This is a genomic window from Parvimonas pharyngis (assembly GCF_046569675.1).
Classification (GTDB): Bacteria; Bacillota; Clostridia; order Tissierellales; family Peptoniphilaceae; genus Parvimonas.
In genome coordinates, this window is sequence record NZ_JBKICJ010000002.1 from 42,123 (window position 1) to 60,992 (window position 18,870).

Annotated in this window: 16 protein-coding genes, 1 tRNA gene and 1 pseudogene; all 18 read right to left on the reverse strand. The window is 29.4% G+C overall.

Features of this window, described 5'->3' with window-relative positions:
• Window positions 1-20: 20 nt before the first annotated feature.
• Window positions 21-1,109: a type II secretion system F family protein gene (locus ACLGL0_RS02490; RefSeq protein WP_411013499.1), complete on the reverse strand. Its 1,089-nt coding sequence runs from the start codon at window positions 1,107-1,109 to the stop codon at window positions 21-23.
• The gene (locus ACLGL0_RS02495) at window positions 1,099-2,301 is read right to left on the reverse strand and encodes a GspE/PulE family protein (RefSeq protein WP_411013500.1); all 1,203 of its coding nucleotides are present in this window, start codon (window positions 2,299-2,301) and stop codon (window positions 1,099-1,101) included. Before ACLGL0_RS02495 ends, ACLGL0_RS02490 begins: the two co-directional genes overlap by 11 nt.
• A 9-nt stretch (window positions 2,302-2,310) precedes the next feature.
• Window positions 2,311-3,117 (reverse strand): HAD family hydrolase, encoded by an 807-nt coding sequence (locus ACLGL0_RS02500; RefSeq protein WP_411013501.1) that lies wholly within the window; start codon window positions 3,115-3,117, stop codon window positions 2,311-2,313.
• A gap of 55 nt (window positions 3,118-3,172) precedes the next feature.
• Window positions 3,173-4,999, reverse strand: coding sequence for a glutamine--fructose-6-phosphate transaminase (isomerizing) (glmS, locus tag ACLGL0_RS02505; protein WP_411013502.1), 1,827 nt, complete (start codon window positions 4,997-4,999; stop codon window positions 3,173-3,175).
• Window positions 5,000-5,193: 194 nt separating this feature from the next.
• Window positions 5,194-5,643 (reverse strand): ASCH domain-containing protein, encoded by a 450-nt coding sequence (locus tag ACLGL0_RS02510; RefSeq protein WP_411013503.1) that lies wholly within the window; start codon window positions 5,641-5,643, stop codon window positions 5,194-5,196.
• 31 nt (window positions 5,644-5,674) lie between these two features.
• Window positions 5,675-5,833 (reverse strand): annotated as a pseudogene (locus ACLGL0_RS07150) (hypothetical protein); the annotation flags it as partial.
• A gap of 157 nt (window positions 5,834-5,990) precedes the next feature.
• On the reverse strand, window positions 5,991-6,275 hold the full coding sequence (locus tag ACLGL0_RS02515; RefSeq protein ID WP_411013504.1) for a CC/Se motif family (seleno)protein: 285 nt from the start codon (window positions 6,273-6,275) through the stop codon (window positions 5,991-5,993).
• Between the two features lie 64 nt (window positions 6,276-6,339).
• Complete coding sequence (locus ACLGL0_RS02520) at window positions 6,340-7,296, reverse strand: RluA family pseudouridine synthase (protein ID WP_411013505.1); 957 nt, start codon at window positions 7,294-7,296, stop codon at window positions 6,340-6,342.
• Window positions 7,297-7,427: 131 nt separating this feature from the next.
• Window positions 7,428-9,494, reverse strand: a complete 2,067-nt coding sequence (locus ACLGL0_RS02525) for an N-acetylmuramoyl-L-alanine amidase family protein (protein WP_411013506.1) — start codon at window positions 9,492-9,494, stop codon at window positions 7,428-7,430.
• Window positions 9,495-9,902: 408 nt separating this feature from the next.
• Window positions 9,903-11,963 (reverse strand): elongation factor G, encoded by a 2,061-nt coding sequence (fusA, locus tag ACLGL0_RS02530; RefSeq protein WP_411013507.1) that lies wholly within the window; start codon window positions 11,961-11,963, stop codon window positions 9,903-9,905.
• A 150-nt stretch (window positions 11,964-12,113) separates the two neighbouring features.
• Window positions 12,114-12,947, reverse strand: coding sequence for an RnfABCDGE type electron transport complex subunit B (locus ACLGL0_RS02535; RefSeq protein WP_411013508.1), 834 nt, complete (start codon window positions 12,945-12,947; stop codon window positions 12,114-12,116).
• Window positions 12,948-12,957: 10 nt separating this feature from the next.
• Complete coding sequence (rsxA, locus tag ACLGL0_RS02540) at window positions 12,958-13,533, reverse strand: electron transport complex subunit RsxA (protein ID WP_233056164.1); 576 nt, start codon at window positions 13,531-13,533, stop codon at window positions 12,958-12,960.
• Entirely contained in the window at window positions 13,533-14,147 is a 615-nt protein-coding gene (rsxE, locus tag ACLGL0_RS02545) for an electron transport complex subunit RsxE (RefSeq protein ID WP_314558516.1), read from the reverse strand. Before rsxE ends, rsxA begins: the two co-directional genes overlap by 1 nt.
• Before the next feature lie 10 nt (window positions 14,148-14,157).
• Window positions 14,158-14,736: an RnfABCDGE type electron transport complex subunit G gene (locus ACLGL0_RS02550; protein ID WP_233056160.1), complete on the reverse strand. Its 579-nt coding sequence runs from the start codon at window positions 14,734-14,736 to the stop codon at window positions 14,158-14,160.
• The gene (locus ACLGL0_RS02555; RefSeq protein WP_411013509.1) at window positions 14,736-16,190 is read right to left on the reverse strand and encodes an RnfABCDGE type electron transport complex subunit D; all 1,455 of its coding nucleotides are present in this window, start codon (window positions 16,188-16,190) and stop codon (window positions 14,736-14,738) included. Before ACLGL0_RS02555 ends, ACLGL0_RS02550 begins: the two co-directional genes overlap by 1 nt.
• A 10-nt stretch (window positions 16,191-16,200) precedes the next feature.
• The gene (rsxC, locus tag ACLGL0_RS02560) at window positions 16,201-17,526 is read right to left on the reverse strand and encodes an electron transport complex subunit RsxC (protein ID WP_411013510.1); all 1,326 of its coding nucleotides are present in this window, start codon (window positions 17,524-17,526) and stop codon (window positions 16,201-16,203) included.
• Window positions 17,527-17,873: 347 nt separating this feature from the next.
• Window positions 17,874-17,959 (reverse strand) — tRNA-Leu (locus ACLGL0_RS02565).
• A 26-nt stretch (window positions 17,960-17,985) separates the two neighbouring features.
• Complete coding sequence (gene sdaAA, locus ACLGL0_RS02570; RefSeq protein WP_411013511.1) at window positions 17,986-18,867, reverse strand: L-serine ammonia-lyase, iron-sulfur-dependent, subunit alpha; 882 nt, start codon at window positions 18,865-18,867, stop codon at window positions 17,986-17,988.
• Window positions 18,868-18,870 lie beyond the last annotated feature (3 nt).

Below are 18,870 nucleotides of genomic sequence, written 5' to 3' on the forward strand. Positions count from 1 at the left end.
ACTTTTTGTTTTGTTATATACTATTCTACACTTATTCCATTTGATAAATCAAAAATAGGTATTGCTATTGCAAATACTATAAAAGCTACAAATGAAGCTATAATTATAATTATTACCGGTTGCAAATACTGCAATATTTTATCCACAGAATAATTTATCTTGGAATCATAGTATTCTGTTGCGCTCTCTAGTATTTCAACTAAATTTTCACTGCTCTCACCTATCGCAATCATATTGATAAAAGCAGAATTAAAAATAATATTATTTTCCAAAGATTTTGAAATTAATTTTCCGCCTTTTATTTCAGTAATCGCATTTCCTAAATGTTCTTGTATAAATACATTTCCGGTAGAATTTTTTATTATCTCTAAACTATCTACTATACTGATATTCCCATTTAATAAAATAGTAAAATTCTTTGCAATTATAGAAGTTATATAATTTTGATAATGTGTTTTTATATAAGGAATTTTAAAAAGTAACTTTCCATAAAATCTTCTTACTTTATACTTTTTAAAAATTATTTTTAAAAAAACATATATAATTAAAACACCTAAGATTACATAAAGATAATTATTTTCTATAAAATTCATACTAGAAATCAACCACTTCGTAATCAATGGTAATTCAATATTACTATCTTCAAAAATATCTAAAAATACAGGTATTACATTGTTTAAAAGAAAAATTAAAACTACAATTGTAACAGATAATAAAATAATAGGATATGTTAATATGCTAATTAATTTTTGTTTAAGTTTATATTTTTTTTCATAATAAGATGAAAGGTATAAAAACACTTCTGCAAGTCGTTCTGAACTTTCTCCTGATTTTATTAAAGATAAAAATAAATTATCAAATTTATTAATTTTCAAAAATGAATTATATAAATCATTTCCTTGCAACAAAAATTCATAAACTTCAGAAAAAATCTTCTTTAAATTCTTATTTGGGGAAGTTTTTGAAAGTAAATTAATTGTTTCTGCAGTATTAATATTTGATTTTAATAAAAGTCCTGCTTCTTTTAAAGAAATACTTAGATCTAATAGATTAAGCTTATTTCCAATTTCCATATTTAAAACATTAAAAAACTTTTCTTTAAAGCTCATTTTCAAATTCTCCTAATGAAAACAAAATCTTATTAACCTCTTCAAAACTTGTTATTCCATCTGCAATTTTTCTAAGACCATTTTTATATAAATTTTCATTCCCGTTTTTTCTAAAGTATTCATAAAGTCTTACACTGTTGCAATTTTCATTTATTATCTCTTTTATTTCATCATCTAAGATTAAAGTTTCTAAAATTAAAGTTCTACCTATATATCCTCCGTTACAATGTTCACAACCACATTTTTCATAGACAAACTCAGGTATATTAAGATTATTCTTTTTATATATTTCCTTTTCGAAAATAGTTAATTCTCTTTTTATCTTACATTTAGGACAAAGCCTTCTAACAAGTCTTTGAGAGAAAATTGCTATTACCCCTGAAGAAATAACATAATTTTCTATCCCTAAATTTAAGAGTCTTATAATAGCAGAAACTGTATCTGCTGTATGCAAAGTTGTAAAGATTAGATGTCCTGTTATTCCCGCTCTTAAAGCAATATTTGCAGTTTCTCTATCTCTCATTTCTCCAACTAAACCAACTTCAAAGTCTTGTCTTAACATAGCTCTAAGTCCTGTTGCAAAGTCAAGTCCCAAAGCTGAATTTATATTAATTTGATTTATACCACTAATTCTTACTTCTACAGGATCTTCTAAAGTAATTATGTTGATATTTTCATTTTGCAATTTTTTTACAAATGAATATAATGTAGATGATTTTCCACTTCCTGTTGGTCCACTTATAATTAATACTCCATTAGGACTTTTTATTACATTTTCAACCAATTTTCTTTCATCTTCATAAAGTCCAAGATTATCAATGTCTATTCTAAAATTTCCAGCATTTAAAATTCTCATTACAATTTTTTCACCTAAAATTACAGGAACCGAAGCAACTCTAATATCCACTAAATTTCCATTAAAATCAAAATCTAATCTCCCATCCTGTGGCATTCTCTTAATTGTAATATCCATTTTTGAAATAATTTTAATACGAGAAATAATAATCGGAGCATTAGTATTCTCAATCTTATAAATGTCTATAAGCTCTCCATCAATTCTATATCTTATATAAAAATTGTCTTCCCTCGGTTCAAAATGTATATCTGAAGCATTGTTACTCACAGCATTTAATATAACTTCATTTACGAAAATTTCAACATTTTCTATTTTTTCAACATAATACTTTTTCATAACTTCCCTCTAAACAAATTTTCTTATAGCCTTTGCAACTCCATCATTTTTGTTAGTATCTGTTATATAGTCAACATTTTTCTTAACATTTTCCATAGCATTTCCCATCGCAACAGAAAGACCACAAATTTTGAGCATTGGTATATCATTCTCTCCATCACCCATTGCGATAGTTTCTGATAAATCTATATTATTTAATCTACAAATTTCTTTTAAACATGAACCTTTATCAGTATCTTTTGCCATTAGTTCTACAAAAAAAGGAAGTGAGAAAGAAATTGTATATTCACTTTTTATTGTATCAGTGAATTTTTCTTCTAATCCTCTTAACACATCATACTCATGACAAATTCCAATTTTTAATACTTTTTCTTCTAAATTATTATTTTTTATATACTCTTTAATATCTTTCACTCTAAGAATCTTAGGATTAATGAATTTTGAAATAATTTCAACGTATTCATCATTAGAATCTTTTGTAAATATAAGATCCTCTAAAAATACTATTGGTGAAAAACCATTACTTTCAACTATATCTAAAATATCAAAAATATACTTTTTTTCTAAACTTTTTACAAATTTTGGAACTTCACTATATGTTGTGGATATAAGACTTCCATTTAACGCTCCATAATAAGTATCAAGCTCTAATTTTTTTAAAATCTCCTTAACAGTAAATTCCTCTCTACCTGAAATAAATGCTATCTTAACACCTTTACTAATAGCATAAAAGAGACTATCTTTAACCTCGTTTGATATTTCATGTTCCTCGTTAAAAGTAGTCCCATCCATATCAAGCGCTATTAACTTATACATATTTTTCTCCTAACTTTATAATCTAAAAAAGGGACTAACCTAGTCCCTTTTAATTCTATTCAACCGTAACGGATTTTGCTAAATTTCTTGGCTTATCAACATCATTACCCTTTGACAATGATGCATAATAAGCGATAAGTTGACTTGCAACAACCGAAATTATAGGCATTAAAATTTCTATAGTACCAGGAATTAATATTCTTTCATCAGAAACGTCAAGATTATTATCTAATTGAGTTATTTCATAAACTTTCGCTCCTCTGGCTTTAACTTCTTTTACATTTGAAATAATTTTTTCATATAATCTTTCTTGTGTAGCAATTACAAAAACTGGTGTTCCATCTTCAATTAAAGCAATTGTTCCATGCTTTAACTCTCCAGCTGCAAAGCTTTCAGTATAGATATATGAAATTTCTTTTAATTTCAATGCACTTTCCATAGCAGTATAATAGTCAAGACCTCTTCCTAAATAGAAGCAAGTAGTCTTATCTTTTAATTCTAACGCAATTTTCTTATAAACTTCTGTATCTTTCAATAAAAGTTCTATCTTACTTGGCAATTCTTTAAAACCAGCTATAATCTTCTTAATTTCATCTGAACAGATTGTTCCTAAAATTTCGCCAAATTTTAAAGCAATCATATAAAGAGCTGTAACTTGTGTTGTATAGCCCTTTGTACTTGCAACAGCTATTTCTGGGCCTGCCCATGTATAAAATACATTATCAGACTCTCTAGCAATTGAAGAACCAACAACATTAGTAACGCTTAAAATTGTTGCACCTTTTGTTTTTGCTTCTCTAAGAGCGGCTAAAGTATCTGCTGTTTCTCCAGATTGACTAATGATAATAACTAATGTTTTATCATCTATCATTCTTTCTGAATATCTAAATTCAGAAGCAACATCAACTATTACAGGAAATCTTAAAGCTTTTTCTAAAATTTCTTTACTTACAAGTCCTGAATGATAAGCTGTTCCACAAGCAACAATATAACATTTATTAAACTTACTTAAATTTCCTTCTAATAAACTTTCCATTCCATCTAAAATTAATTCATCTTTATCATTTAATCTTCTTAGGAAAGTTGTTTCTATAACTTTTGGTTGTTCATATATTTCTTTTAACATAAAATGATCATATCCGTCTTTAGTAGCTGCTTCAACAGACCAATCAATATGTGTAATTTCTCTATTTACTAAATTGTTATTTACATCGTAAATAGTATATTTTCCATCTTTAAAATGAATTAAATCTCCATTTTCAAGATAAATAACTTCTCTTGTGTATTCTAAAACTGCAATTACATCAGAAGCAATATAGAATCCATCTTTTCCAATACCAACAATTAATGGACTTTCCTTTCTAGTTCCAATAAGTTCATTAGTATCTTGTCTTAAAATACCAAAAGCATAACTTCCTTTAACTTTTGCTCTCATTTTAAAAACAGTACTTAAAAAATCACCGTCATCTAAATCTTCCAATAATTGTGGAATTACTTCTGTATCAGTTTCAGACTTAAATACAAAATTCTTGTTCAATAATTCTTCTTTTAAATGTAAATAATTTTCTATTATTCCATTATGAACTACTACAAACTTTGAATTCATACTCAAATGAGGATGAGAGTTTTCATCAGATGGAACTCCGTGAGTTGCCCATCTTGTATGTCCTACACCTATATTTGAAGTTTTATTTTTATATTCATTTTCTAATTTTTCTCTTAAATTACTAATTCTTCCAACTGTCTTTACAACATCAATTTTATCATTCTCTAAGAAAGCTATTCCTGAAGAATCATATCCTCTATATTCTAAAGTTTCAAGTCCCTTTAAAATAATATCAATAGCATTTGAACTACCTATATATCCAACAATTCCACACATAAAATTTCCTCCTAATAATAATTCTATTGCTACTCATATGCTTATATTACCACATATTGCTATTTTTTGCAAGTAGAAAATTTATCATATAATTAAAATTGCATTAATTTAGTATTGAGGCAAAATCATTTTAATTGTATATTTCAGAAAAAATTTATTTATTACGAAAAACTTTATATTTTTTGATTTTTTATTTAATAAATTTTTTCAAATAATTCACAAACCATAGGAGCATCTTCTTTAAATTCTTTGTTAGACTTTCTATATTCTTCAGAAAAAAATTTATCGTGAACTTTTTTCCAATACTCATAACTTCTATCACCCTCTCCTTCAAGAAAAGCGTAATCAGATGAGATTAAATTATAATTTATAATATATACATCTCTTGTGATTGTAATACATATAGGTTCTCCTGAACCGTCTAAAATAATATTGTATTCTCCAACCTTTGGAATTTCCTCATCTTCATCATATAGTTCGTAAGCTCCAGTTGTAGCAGTTTTAATTCCCTTATTAACTAAATCCGCTAATTCATCTGCCATTTCTTTAGTATTTCCGAAACTCCATGCTTCATATTTTGTATCATTAGGAATTTTATTTTCACAACAAAATTTTTCCCAATACTCTTTAATTTTATTACACATATTTTTAAACCCCGAAATAAGTATTTTTAAATTATTTAATATGTGCTATTAAATATTCCAAACCGTAAAAATTTCCAGAAGATATTTCAACAAATGCATCTTCAGAAATCATCCTGCTTACATAAATATTATATTTTTCAACTTCGAAAAAATCAAAAGCATTAGTATTTTTTGGCTTACCAATCGAAACCGACGGTTTTAATTCAGTTGAACAATTTCAATTACTCCAACCCTTAAGTTCAACAATTATATCTCTTTGATTTTCTTTTAAAAGTTTTTTTGCTTTTTCATTTATAACAACTTTAATAAAAATCACTCCTAACAAAAAAGGCTGAACTAACAGCCTTTTAAACAATTATTCCATTAACTACTAAATTTTCCATAAAAAGAAAACTAATAGTTGAAACATTTACAGTATCATTTACTGCTTTCATTCCATTCATAACATACACATCAATTCCATCTACATTTTCTAATGTGTATTTTTCTAAATCTAAAGGTCTACCTAATGAAGCCATTGGTTTTAAAACTACGCCACTTCAGGAACTACAACCTTTAACATCAACAGTAATAACATTATTGTTTTTACTGTTTAAAAATTTTTTTGCTTTTTCATCAATTATAATGTTCATAATATTCTCCTATAATGTTCTTATATAGAGAATATACCCACGACAAAAGTTATCTAACTTTTTATCAAAATATTTTCCCTATTATTTTCTTATAATTTTCATCCATAGGGGCATAAAATTCTTTGTTATTAAGATAACTTAAATCTCCATCAATATTTTTAAATATTATAGTTTCTGCATGTAAAAATTGACTCTTTAAATCAAAATTAGTTCTAAAAAATTTGTTGATTTCAGGATCTCCATATTTAATATCTCCAATAATATAAAATCCCTTACTACTTAAATGACTTCTAATTTGATGAGTTCTTCCAGTTATTAACTTAATTTTTAATAGACTAAATTCTTCATTATTTTTTTCTACATAAACTTCTGTAATAGACTCTTTTCCATTTTTTGAAATAGTAGTCTTGTTTTTCTCTTCATCTTTTTCAAGTTTTTCATTTATTATAAAATTTTTCTTAACTTTCCCACTAACTATTGTCTTATAATACTTTTCAATAGAGCTTTCTTTTAACCTATTTAACTCTCTTAAAGTCTTTGAATTTTTAGCACCAATTACAAGCCCTGAAGTATTTCTATCTAATCTATTTATTATGGCAGGAACAAAAGTTTTTTCAACCCTTGGATTATAGACACCCTTTTCAAGCAAGTAACCTATCATAAAATCAACTAAATTATTTCCATAATCTTCCTTAGAAGATGCATGTGATAAAAGATTTTTCGGTTTATTCATAACGATAATATTTTCATCTTCATATACAATATCAAGTTTTTTTGAATACGAATACTTATTAGCTTTTGAAACAATAAGCTTTTCAAGTTCTTCCTCATAAATAAAAATATTTACCACATCATTTTCATTTAAAATATAGCTTGAATCAACTTTTTTTCTATTCACTTTAATCTTTTTAGTTCTTAAAAATTTTTGAATCATGGAAGTACTTGCATTATTCAAATACTTTTTTAAAAATCTATCAATTCTTTGACCAGAATCATTTATATTTACTTGAATATCTCTCATTTTTTCTCTCTCTTATTTAAAATTTCAAATCAATTAAAACAAATTATAACCTATATAAAATTTTATGTCAACGAAAAAAGTGTCAATGATTTCTCATTGACACTTTGTTAATAGCTTATAATTAATATTTATTATTTTACTAATACTCCGTTTAAGTCAAATGTATAGTTAACATTTTTGATTTTAAGTGTTTTACTTTGAGCAATACGTCCATCGCCTTCTGCATAATACCATTTTCCATCTACCATAAACCATTCATTAGCAGCAATACGTCCACTTACATTTGCAAAATACCAGTTTCCATTTACTAAAACCCATTCATTTTGCGAAATTCTTCCTGATGAATTTGCAAAATACCAGTTTCCATTTACTAAAACCCATTCATTCTTTGACATTGTTCCATTTGATTCAAGATAGTACCATTTTCCATCTTCTTCAAACCAACTATCTTTAATCATATTTCCATCTTTATCATATCTATACCAATTATCATTAATGAATTTCCAACTGTCTTTTACTTCTTCATCTTTTAGTTCAAACTTTTTAAGATTTTCCATAGCAGTTGTCAATTCTTCAATCTTCTTAGTTGCATATTCTGGAATAGTATCTTCTAATTCAAGCTTTGAAGCGTCAATTACATTTTCAAGCTCTTTTTTAGCTTTTTCTGCTTCTTTACTGTCTTCAAATTTAGTATTATTTAAATAATCAACAGCTTTTTCATATATAGCTTTAAAATCATCATATATTTGTGTTCTATCATCTTTTTCAAGCGTGAATGTCATATTAAATACTTCTGGATTTGATGTATCAGTTACTTTATCATCAATTGATCTTTCAACACTTATAACTGTAACTTTGCCTTTATCATCAACAGTAAAATCCATTCCAAAAGGAACTGATCTATGTTTAAACATTTCCATTTTAGAAATTGTAATATTATACAATCTACCAAACGCACCATCTTTTGGAGCTTCACCTTCAAGCATGAAAACAACCTTTCCATTTTCATCAGATTTTACTTTTTTATATGATGATAATCTTGGGGATAATCTATTGATTGAGAATTCAACATCTTTTGCTGGAGTTCCATCTTTGTATTTAGCATAAAATTCTACAGGAAAAGTTTCAAATTTATTAGAATCTTTATTAGAACCCTTAAATTCAACAACTGCATCTTCCTTGCTATTTACTTCTTTATCATTAATCTTTGTTATCAAACCTTTTTCATTTGTAGTGAATTCAAAAACTTCTGTTTCAAAAGTCATTGTCTTATCAGCACTTCTAAGTCTTAATTGATATCTTACATTACTTTTAAATCCACTAAATTTAACTTCACCATTTTCATTTGTTGATGCTTGTTGAATTATATTTGGTATTGGATCAAATTCCATTAATGCAATTTTAAAATTAGCTTTTGGCTTACCATCAAATACTACTCTAACTAAAACTTCATTAGAACCTTTTTCTTCTGGAGTAACAGGATTTTCAGGTTCAGGTTCAGCTTCAATTTTAACTAAATCTAATTCAACAGATTCCTTATCATTAATTGTGTACGCATTTTCGTCTTCATACACATCTAATTTAGCATCTTTCATTGTGTAATCTTTATTTTCCTTAAGCTTTACAGTATAAGTTCCATCAGGAAGGCTTAATTGTAACATTGATTTATCAGAAGTTACAGTTGAAATTAATTTTCCTGTTTCTTTGTCTAAAATTTCAAATTCATAATTGCCTAATACAAAATCTTTGTGATTTTCCTTTTGAGTAGTAAGCATTAAAGTAACAGGAACTTCTAATGCAGGTTCTTCAGGTTCAACATTTTCTTTCTTTTTTAGTACAAAATTAATAATACTTTCATAATTATCAATTCCTTCATCAGTAACTGTAAAACTAATTTCTTCCATAGAATACTCATCATCTTTTAATTTAACTGTATAGTTTCCATTTGAAAGGTTTAGGTTTAACATTGACATTTTTGTTTGTACTTTTTTAATCTCACCTTTTTCATTTACAACTTCAAATGTAAAATCTTTAGTCATAATTGGACCATTTTGGTCTTGAATTATAAAAGTGAAATTTTGTTCTTCTTGAGCATATGTAATTTTACTTTCATTTCCTTGAACTGAAAATGCTGTTGTCGTAAAAATATTAAATGCTAGTAAACCAACTAGAAATTTTTTAAAAATATTTTGGTTCATATAAATCCTCCTCGATTTTTTTTATTATTTTAGCATATAATAAATATTAAAAAAACATTACACTTTATATTAACAAAAGTGTAATGTTGTTTTTTTACAATTATTCATATTATGACATCACTTTTAAGAATTTCTTGTTATTGTTAATACTTTAACTATTATAAAAGTATAAAAATAAAGTAATATTACTATAAATACTCACTAATATTAAACTACAAATATATTAAAATTTTTCTTTTGATTTAAGTAAAAAATTTTATAAAATATCTTTGTTAAATATAAAACAAATAGATTTCTATTTTATGAAACTAAAAAATTTTTTTAAAAATTATTATTTCAAAAATGTAATATAGTATTTTAGATGCATAAAAAAACACCTTACTCTAAATGAGCAAGGTGTTGTAAAATCTATTTTTCTACTTTTGACTCTTCAATAATCTTTTCAGCTATATTTGCTGGAACTTCTTCATATCTATCAAATTCCATAGTGAAGTCTCCTCTTGCTTGAGTCATTGATCTTAAATCTATAGCATATTCAAAAAGTTCTGAATGTGGAGCTTCTCCAATAACAAGTTGAGTTCCATCTTCTAGCATTTCCATACCTAAAACTTTTCCTCTTCTCTTATTTAAGTCTCCCATTACATCTCCCATGTAGCTTTCAGGAATTCTTACTTCAATTTTCATTATTGGTTCAAGTAAAACAGAATGTGCTTGTTCCATACCTTTCTTAAATGCTAATGAAGCAGCAATTTTAAATGCCATTTCATTTGAGTCAACTGGGTGATATGAACCGTCATAAAGAGTAGCCTTTACATTTACAACAGGATATCCTGCTAAAATTCCCTTTTCAAGACAATCTCTAATACCTTTTTCTACTGCTGGGAAGTAGTTTCTAGGAACAGCTCCACCAAATACTTCTTCAGCGAATTCAAATTCTTCAGTAGTAGGTTCAAATCTCATAAATACATCTCCATATTGACCTGCACCACCAGATTGTTTTTTATGTTTTCCTTGAACATCTGATTTTCCTTTAATAGTTTCTCTATAAGCAATTCTTAAAGGAATAATATTAGTTTCTACGCCATAAGCATTTTTAAGTTTATCTAAAACAATTTGAAGTTGAACATTTCCTTGTCCACCTATTAAATGTTGTTTAGTTTCTATATTTCTTTCAGATACAAAGCTTGGATCTTCTTCATGTAATTTATGAAGAGCTTGTGATATCTTATCTTCATCATTTTTAGATTTTGGTTCAATAGCAAAGTATAGATTTGGTTTTGGATACTTAATCTTCTTATAAAGAGTTTTATTTTGTTTATCACAAAGTGTATCTCCTGTTTCAGTAATATTAAGTTTTGAAACTGCACCAATATCCCCTGCATTTATTTCCGATGTTTCTACTTGAGTTTTTCCTCTTAAGAAGAAAAGTCCAGCAGCCTTATCACCTTCATCTTTAGTTGAATTAAAGATTTCTGTATCTTTAGTTATTTTTCCACTCATTACTTTAAAAATTGAAATTCTTCCAACGAATGGGTCAACAATAGTTTTAAAAACAACTGCTGAGAAAGGTTCATTTACATCTATCTTTCTTACATTTTCATCTTCATTTCTAAAGCCTCTTTTTGCTCTTTCATCATTTGGAGCAGGCATATAGTCAGTAATAACATCAAGTAACATATCAATTCCAGCACCTGTTGTAGCTGATCCACAAATTAGAGGTACTGCAGAACCATTTAATAATGCGCTTGTTACACCCTTCATAAATTCTTCATGACTAAATTCTTCACCATCAAAGAATTTTTCCATAAGTTCATCATCCGTTTCAGCAACAACTTCCACAATTGTATCATAAACGTGATTTACTTCTTCAACTCTTATTTCAGGAATTTCTACTTCTTTTCTTTCAAATCCATCATATTCATAAGCTTTTTTATTTAAAACGTCAATAACACCTTTGAAATTTTCTCCTTCCCCAAGTGCAAGTGTAAATGGAATAACTTTTTTACCAAAAGCAATATGCAAGTCACTAACTACTTTTGCGAAGTTAACATTTTCTTTATCCATTTTATTTACAAAGATAATTCTTGGCAATTCAATACTTTCAGTATATTTTAAGACTTTTTCAGCCCCAACTTCAATGCCATTTTGTGCATCAATAACAACAAGAGCTGCTTCTGATGCTCTAAGAGAACTATAAACTTCTCCACTAAAATCAAAATATCCCGGAGTGTCAATTAAATTTATCTTAAAGTCTCTCCATTCAACTGGTGCAACAGCAGTTGAAATAGAAACTCCTCTTGAAATTTCTTCTTTATCAAAATCAGTTACGGTATTTCCGTCCTCAACCTTACCTAGTCTTTTCAAGTTACCTGTTTTATAAAGTAAAGCCTCACAAACTGAAGTTTTACCACTAGCACTGTGACCAACTAACGCAAGATTTCTAATCTTTTCTGTAGAATATGATTTCATATCTAATTCCCCCTTACAATTTGTAAAATAGATAAATTAATACCTTATGGTTATTATAATATGGAAATGTTTTCAAGTCAAGTTTTTTTGTGAAAAATATAAAATTTCAAATAAAAAAGAGCAAATTTCTTCGCTCTTTTCTTCATAAATTTATGCTACTTCATTAACTTTTTCAGCCATTTTTTTTGCTAATCCTGGATGAATTGCATTAGTAGGACATTTATCCGCAGCTTGTAAAAGTAAGTCTTCATCTAAACCATGTTTGTAATTTAGAACTGCTAAATTATTTTCGATAACAAATGCTTCCGGATAAACTCTTGCACACATTTTACAACCGATACATCCAACTTTACAAGCATTTTTAACTACATTTCCTGCTGCAAAACTCTTACATTTTACCATTACTGTTTGTTCATAAGGAACTAATTCAATTAAGTTCTTTGGACAAATTTCAATACATTTGTTACATGCAGTACAATTTTCTTTATTTACAACTGCAAGTCCATTTATCATTTCTATTGCATCAAATGCACAAACATCTTGGCAAGTACCACAGCCTAAACAACCATAAGCACAAGTCTTACTTCCGCCTTGCATTGAGTTGTTTACTCTACAATCTCTAATGCCAGTATATATGTATTTTTCTTTTGCTAAATCTTTATCTCCTTGACACATTACGCAAGCTACCATTCTTTGAACTTCACCAGCTTCAGTACCCATAAGTTTAGCGAGTCTTCCAACCAAGTCAGCTCCACCAACAGGACAAGAATTTATTCCAGCACTACCTTCAGCAATAGCTTTTGCAAGCCCATCACAACCCGGGAATCCACAAGCCCCACAGTTTGCTCCTGGCAATTCATTTCTTACTTGTATAACTTTTTCATCAACTTTTACGAAAAATACTTTAGATGCAAATGCAAGAATTAATGCAAATAAAATACCTAAAATACTAAGTAATAAAACTGGTACCATTATTTCATTCATAATCTCACCTCTATACTAATCCAGCAAATCCATAAAATGCTAGAGACATAAGTCCAATTGTAATTAATGTTAGAGGAACTCCTTCAAGATTTTTAGGAACCTCTGTAACTTCTAATTTTTCTCTTATTGAAGCTAAGCATACGATAGCTAATAAGAATCCAAGAGAAGCACCCATACCATTAAAAATTGTTTCTAACAAATTATATTCTTTTTGAATATTTGTAATCGCAACACCTAAAACTACACAGTTTGTTGTGATAAGTGGTAGGAAAACACCCAAAGCATTATAAAGATTTGGACTCATTTTCTTAAGAACCATTTCAACAAATTGTACCAAAGTTGCTATTACAAGGATAAATACTATAGTTTGTAAATATTCAAGTCCTAAAGTATCTAATAATGTCTTTTGGATCATCCAAGTTACTGCGCTTGAAATAGTAATTACGAAAGTAACCGCCATACCCATACCAAAAGCAGTTTCTACTTTATTTGATACACCAATCAACGGACAAATTCCTAAGAATTGTCCCAAAACATAGTTATTTACTAAAATTGATGCAACTAAAATTTTTAATATAGTACCCATTAGTTACCTCCTTCTTTTTTAGCGCTAACTCTTTTACTTAACATATTAAATCCAGCTACTAAAAGTCCAAGAATAATAAACGCTCCTGGAGCTTGTGTAATAACACCTATACTTACATAATTTTTTCCAAGGATTGGAAAACCAAGCCATGTTCCATTTCCTAAAATTTCACGAACACTTGATAATACTATCAATGCAAATGTAAATCCAACGCCTTGTCCTATACCATCAATCATAGATGAGAATACTGTGTTCTTTGATGCAAAAGACTCTGCTCTTGCTAAAATTAGACAGTTTACTACTATAAGTGGTATGAAAAGTCCTAAACTATCATAAAGTGCAGGTAAATACGCAGCTAAGAACATTTGAACTAATGTTACGAATGTAGCTATAATTACTACATAAGCAGGTATTCTTACTTTATCTGGAATAAACTTTCTTAAACTTGAAATTACAATATTTGAACATGTTACTACGAATATTACTGAAGAACCCATTCCTATTGCGTTTGTAACACTTGTTGTTACGGCTAATACAGAACACATACCAACAAGTTGAACAAGTACAGGGTTATTAGCAAATATACCATCAAAGAAAATCTTTTTTAATTTCATATTAACCCTCCTACTTTCCAATTTCTTGTAATGCGTCTATAGCGCCATTCAATCCATTTAGAACAGCATTAACACTAATTGTTGTTCCAGTTATTGCTTGAATATCATTATCTGCATCAGGATGTAAATTTTTAACTAAATGTTCAGTAACTTTATTTCCAATAACGCTTTTAGCGTATTCTTCCGTTGTTACTCTACTTCCAAGTCCTGGTGTTTCACTATGTTTTAAAACTTTAAATCCAACTATCGTTTGATTTTCAGTATTTACAGCCATAAGCATTGAAATATCTCCACCATAACCATTTTTTCCTAAAGTCTTAAATACATAACCAACAGTTTTATCTGATTTCTTCGCAACTTCTATTTTTTCAATATTTTTTATCTTTGTTTTAATTGCTTCAAGTTTTGCTTCATCAAGAGTTTCAAACTTATCTGCATCGGCAAAAACTTCTTTCAAAGCTGCCTCATATTGAGTCTTTTCTCTTTCTTTAATTACAGGAGAAGTAAAACTATTAGCAAATGCAAGAACAAAACCTGCAATTGCAGTAATTAAAAATAATCTTACAGTTAATTTAATAGATTCTTTCATTACTTTTTAACTCTCCCTTCTCCAAATACTTTAGGGACACAATATTTTTCTAGAAGTGGAGTAAATATATTCATAAATAGAATTGAATAACTTACACCTTCAGGTAAATTACCAAAGTTTCTAATAAGTGCAGTTATTATACCACAACCCATAGCGAAAAATATTTGAGCTTTTCTATTAACGGGAGCTGATACATAATCAGTAGCCATGAAGAATGCCCCTAATATAAGTCCACCCATTAAAACTTGAACCGGTAAATCAGCTATAGCTGTTCCTGTTAGAGCTAATACAACAGCAGTTGTAGATATAAATACAAGTGGAATTCTAAGTTGAATAACTCCTCTGTATAATAAATATGCAGCTCCAATTAATAAGCATATAGTTGAAACTTCACCAATACAACCTCCTCTTACACCAATGAATGCTTCAAGGAAATTAACTTGAGTTCCCTTTGATAAAGGAGTTGCAAAAGTTGCAGCATCCAATGAAGAGTAAGTTGATGAATTTATTAAATTTGAAATTCCTGAGTTAGGTGGTGCATAATTTGACATTGCAGTTGGAAATGATGCTAATAACGCAGCTCTTGCAGCAAGTGCAGGGTTCATAAAGTTCATTCCAAGTCCACCGTATAATTGTTTAACTATGATTATAGCAAACATACTTCCAAGTGCTATCATCCAATAAGGAATTGTAGCAGGAACGTTGAATGCTAAAAGCATACCAGTAATTACTGCAGAAAAATCATTTATAGTAATTGGTCTATGAGTTAATTTTTCGTAAACATATTCTGAACCAACAGCAAAAGCTACTGATACCAATGTTACCAATAAAGCTCTTAATCCAAAGAAGTAAATTCCAGCTAATAAAGTCGGTATTAAAGCTATAACAACATCTCTCATAACTGTACTTACAGTTGCTTCACTTCGTATGTGAGGAGATGAGCCAACAAATAATTTCATTTGAGGTTCTTCACTACCTCTACCTCTAGCAGGTCTTTCTCTTCTTTCACTTGCAGGCTTCTCTTCAGAATCTGCACTAGCTTCTGTTGATCTTTCTCTTCTTTCTCTAGCAGGACGTTCAGCTCTTTCTCTAGGTTCTCTAGGAGTTCTTTCACGTCTTTCTCTATCAGGTCTTTCAGCACTTGCTTCTTCACCTGATTCTTTAGTTTCAGTTGTATCAGAAGTTGTTGTTTCTTCCTCTGATGCAACTCTTGATCTTCTCTCCCTTACAGGTCTTTCAGATCTTTCTCTCGGCTCTCTAGGAGCTCTTTCTCTTCTTTCTCTTACTGGTCTTTCTGACTTTGTTTCTTTAGTTTCAGAAGCAGTTTCAACAGTTTCTGTATCAACCTCAGTTACTTCCTTTACTTCTTCAACATTTTCAGATACCACTTCATTTGTCTCAAGGTCCGTTCCATTTTCAGAAGGGACTTCAACTTTTAAATCTTTTTCGTCCATAGTACCCTCCTTATGCTCTAGTTCCTTTACCTTGTTTTCTAACTTCAGCTTTTCCAAGTCTGATAGTTTCAACTAAAGGTCTGTTTGACGGACAAATATATGAGCAAGAACCACATTCAATACAATCCATTAAATGTAGTTTTTCCGCTTCTTCAACTTTGTTTTTCAAAGTATATAGCTGTAAATATAAAGGCTGTAAGTACACAGGACAAATATCAACGCATCTACCGCATCTAATACAAGGACTTACAGCTTTAGGGGCGCTCTCTTCTTGAGTCATGAAAAGCAATCCACCCATAGCTTTAGCTGTAGCTACATTTGGAGTATATTGTGTTTCACCCATCATAGGTCCTCCTGAAATAATCTTTCCAGGTTCACTAGCATATCCCCCAATATATTCTACAACATCAGAAACTTTAGATCCTACTCTAACCATAACATTTTGCGGTTCTTTAAGTGCATGTCCAGTCATTGTAACCAATTTTTCATATAATGGCTTACCATGAAGAACTGCATCATTAATAGCAATAGCAGTATTTGCATTTATCACTCTAATTCCAACCGCAGAAGTTGATGCTCCAGAAGGAACAACTATTCCTGTTGTAGCTTGGATAAGTCTCTTTTGATCTCCTTGAGGATATTTTGTCTTTACGACACTTACAGTTACCTCAGGATAAGGCTTAGCGGCTTCTTTTAACTTATCAATAGCAAGAGGCTTATTATCTTCAATACCTAGAATACCTTTTTTAGCACCCATTGCCTTCATTGCAAGTAAAAGTCCCATAACAACTTTATCTGGATATAATTCCATCATAAGTTGATCGCTTGTTAAATATGGCTCACATTCAGCGCAGTTTATTATTATGTAGTCTGTAACTTGTCCTTCTCTAGCTGTTAACTTAACATGAGTAGGAAATCCTGCACCACCAAGGCCGACAATTCCGGCTTCTTTAATGGCGTCTATTATGTCTGTCGCGCTTACTTCGTCAATTGTTAAATTTTTTTCTTCATATCCTAATTCGTCTAAACCATCATTTTCGATAGTTACTCCTTGACACACAACTCCAGTAGCTGTCATAATCTCGTCAATAGACTTAACCTTACCGCTAACACTTGAATGAACATTAGCAGAAATAAAAGCTGAGGCTTCTCCAATTTTTTGTCCAACTTTTACTAAATCATTCTTACTAACCAAACAAGTAGCTGGTGCTCCTGAGTGTTGTGATAGAGGTATTGTTACTACCTTTGGTACAAAACCAAAATTAACAGGTTTTGAATTAGTCAACTCTTTAAAGTCATGGATATGCTTTCCACCTTTAAAAGTGTTCACGCTCACTTTACTCACCTCTTTTTAGTATCACAAGTTTTTAATTTTTTAATAAATAAAATTAATAATAACAAAAATCATTTATATACAAAAATATTTTTAAAAACTTGTATTCATAATTATTTTACACCATTTTTATTTTGATGTCAATTTAAAATCGGACAGTAAAGCGACAAAAATATACAAATATTAGTACTTTTTTATGGTTTTTAATAAAAAATTTTTATTGATCTTTTTTACAAAAAAAGATTGAGTTTAATTACTCAATCTTTATTAATTACCTTATAATAATACTTAAACATTTTATATTTAAAACATTCCCAATAAAAAAACTCCGTTAGTTTATCTAACGGAGTTGGTGCAGAAAAAGGGACTCGAACCCTCACAAGCTGTGCTTACTACCCCCTCAAGATAGCGTGTCTACCAGTTCCACCATTTCTACATATACGGACTTAATCGTCCGTTTTATTAACTTAATCTATTTGGGAATACCTTACATTCCATTTTTTTAGCAGATGGGCAGGCAGCACATCCACCTAAAGCAGTTTCTCTTAATGTTTCAGGAAGTGCATTTCCAACTTCATACATTGCTTGAACTACTTCATCAAAAGGTACAATACATTCAACACCCGCAAGTGCAATATCACTTGCAACTAAAGCATTAATTGTTCCTGACCCATTTCTTAATGCACATGGGAATTCCACAAGCCCTGCAACAGGGTCGCACACCAATCCCAATACCATAAGCATCGCAAAAGATGCAGCTATTAAAGATTGTTCTGGTGTTCCTCCGTGTAATTCAACTATTGCAGCAGCACTCATTGCAGTAGCCGCTCCACATTCTGCTTGACAACCACCCTCAGCTCCAGAAATAGTTGCATTTGTTGCAATAATTCTTCCAACAGTTCCAGAAACTAAAAGCGCCATTAGCATTTGATCATCAGTATAATTAAATTCTTCTTGTATCCAAGAAAGACTTCCCGGTAAAATTCCAGCTCCCCCTGCAGTAGGTGCAGCTACAATCTTTCCCATACCTGCATTTACTTCTGATGTTGAAAAACCTCTAGCAATTGCAGTTACCATAGACTCTCCTAAAATGCTTTTTCCACTTTGTGCATGTCTTAATATTTTCTTAGCATTTCCACCAGTTATTTTAAATGGATTGATTTTATCATTAGTAATAACATCAGATGCAGATGCTTTCATAACTTCATAAGTTTCTCTAAGCATATCCATAAGTTGTTCTTCTGTTATATCCATTTCTTCTAATTGATATTCTAATGCAATTTCACTAATTTTTTTGTTTTTCTCTTTACATAATCTTAATAATTGTGCTCCTGAAGAAATCATATA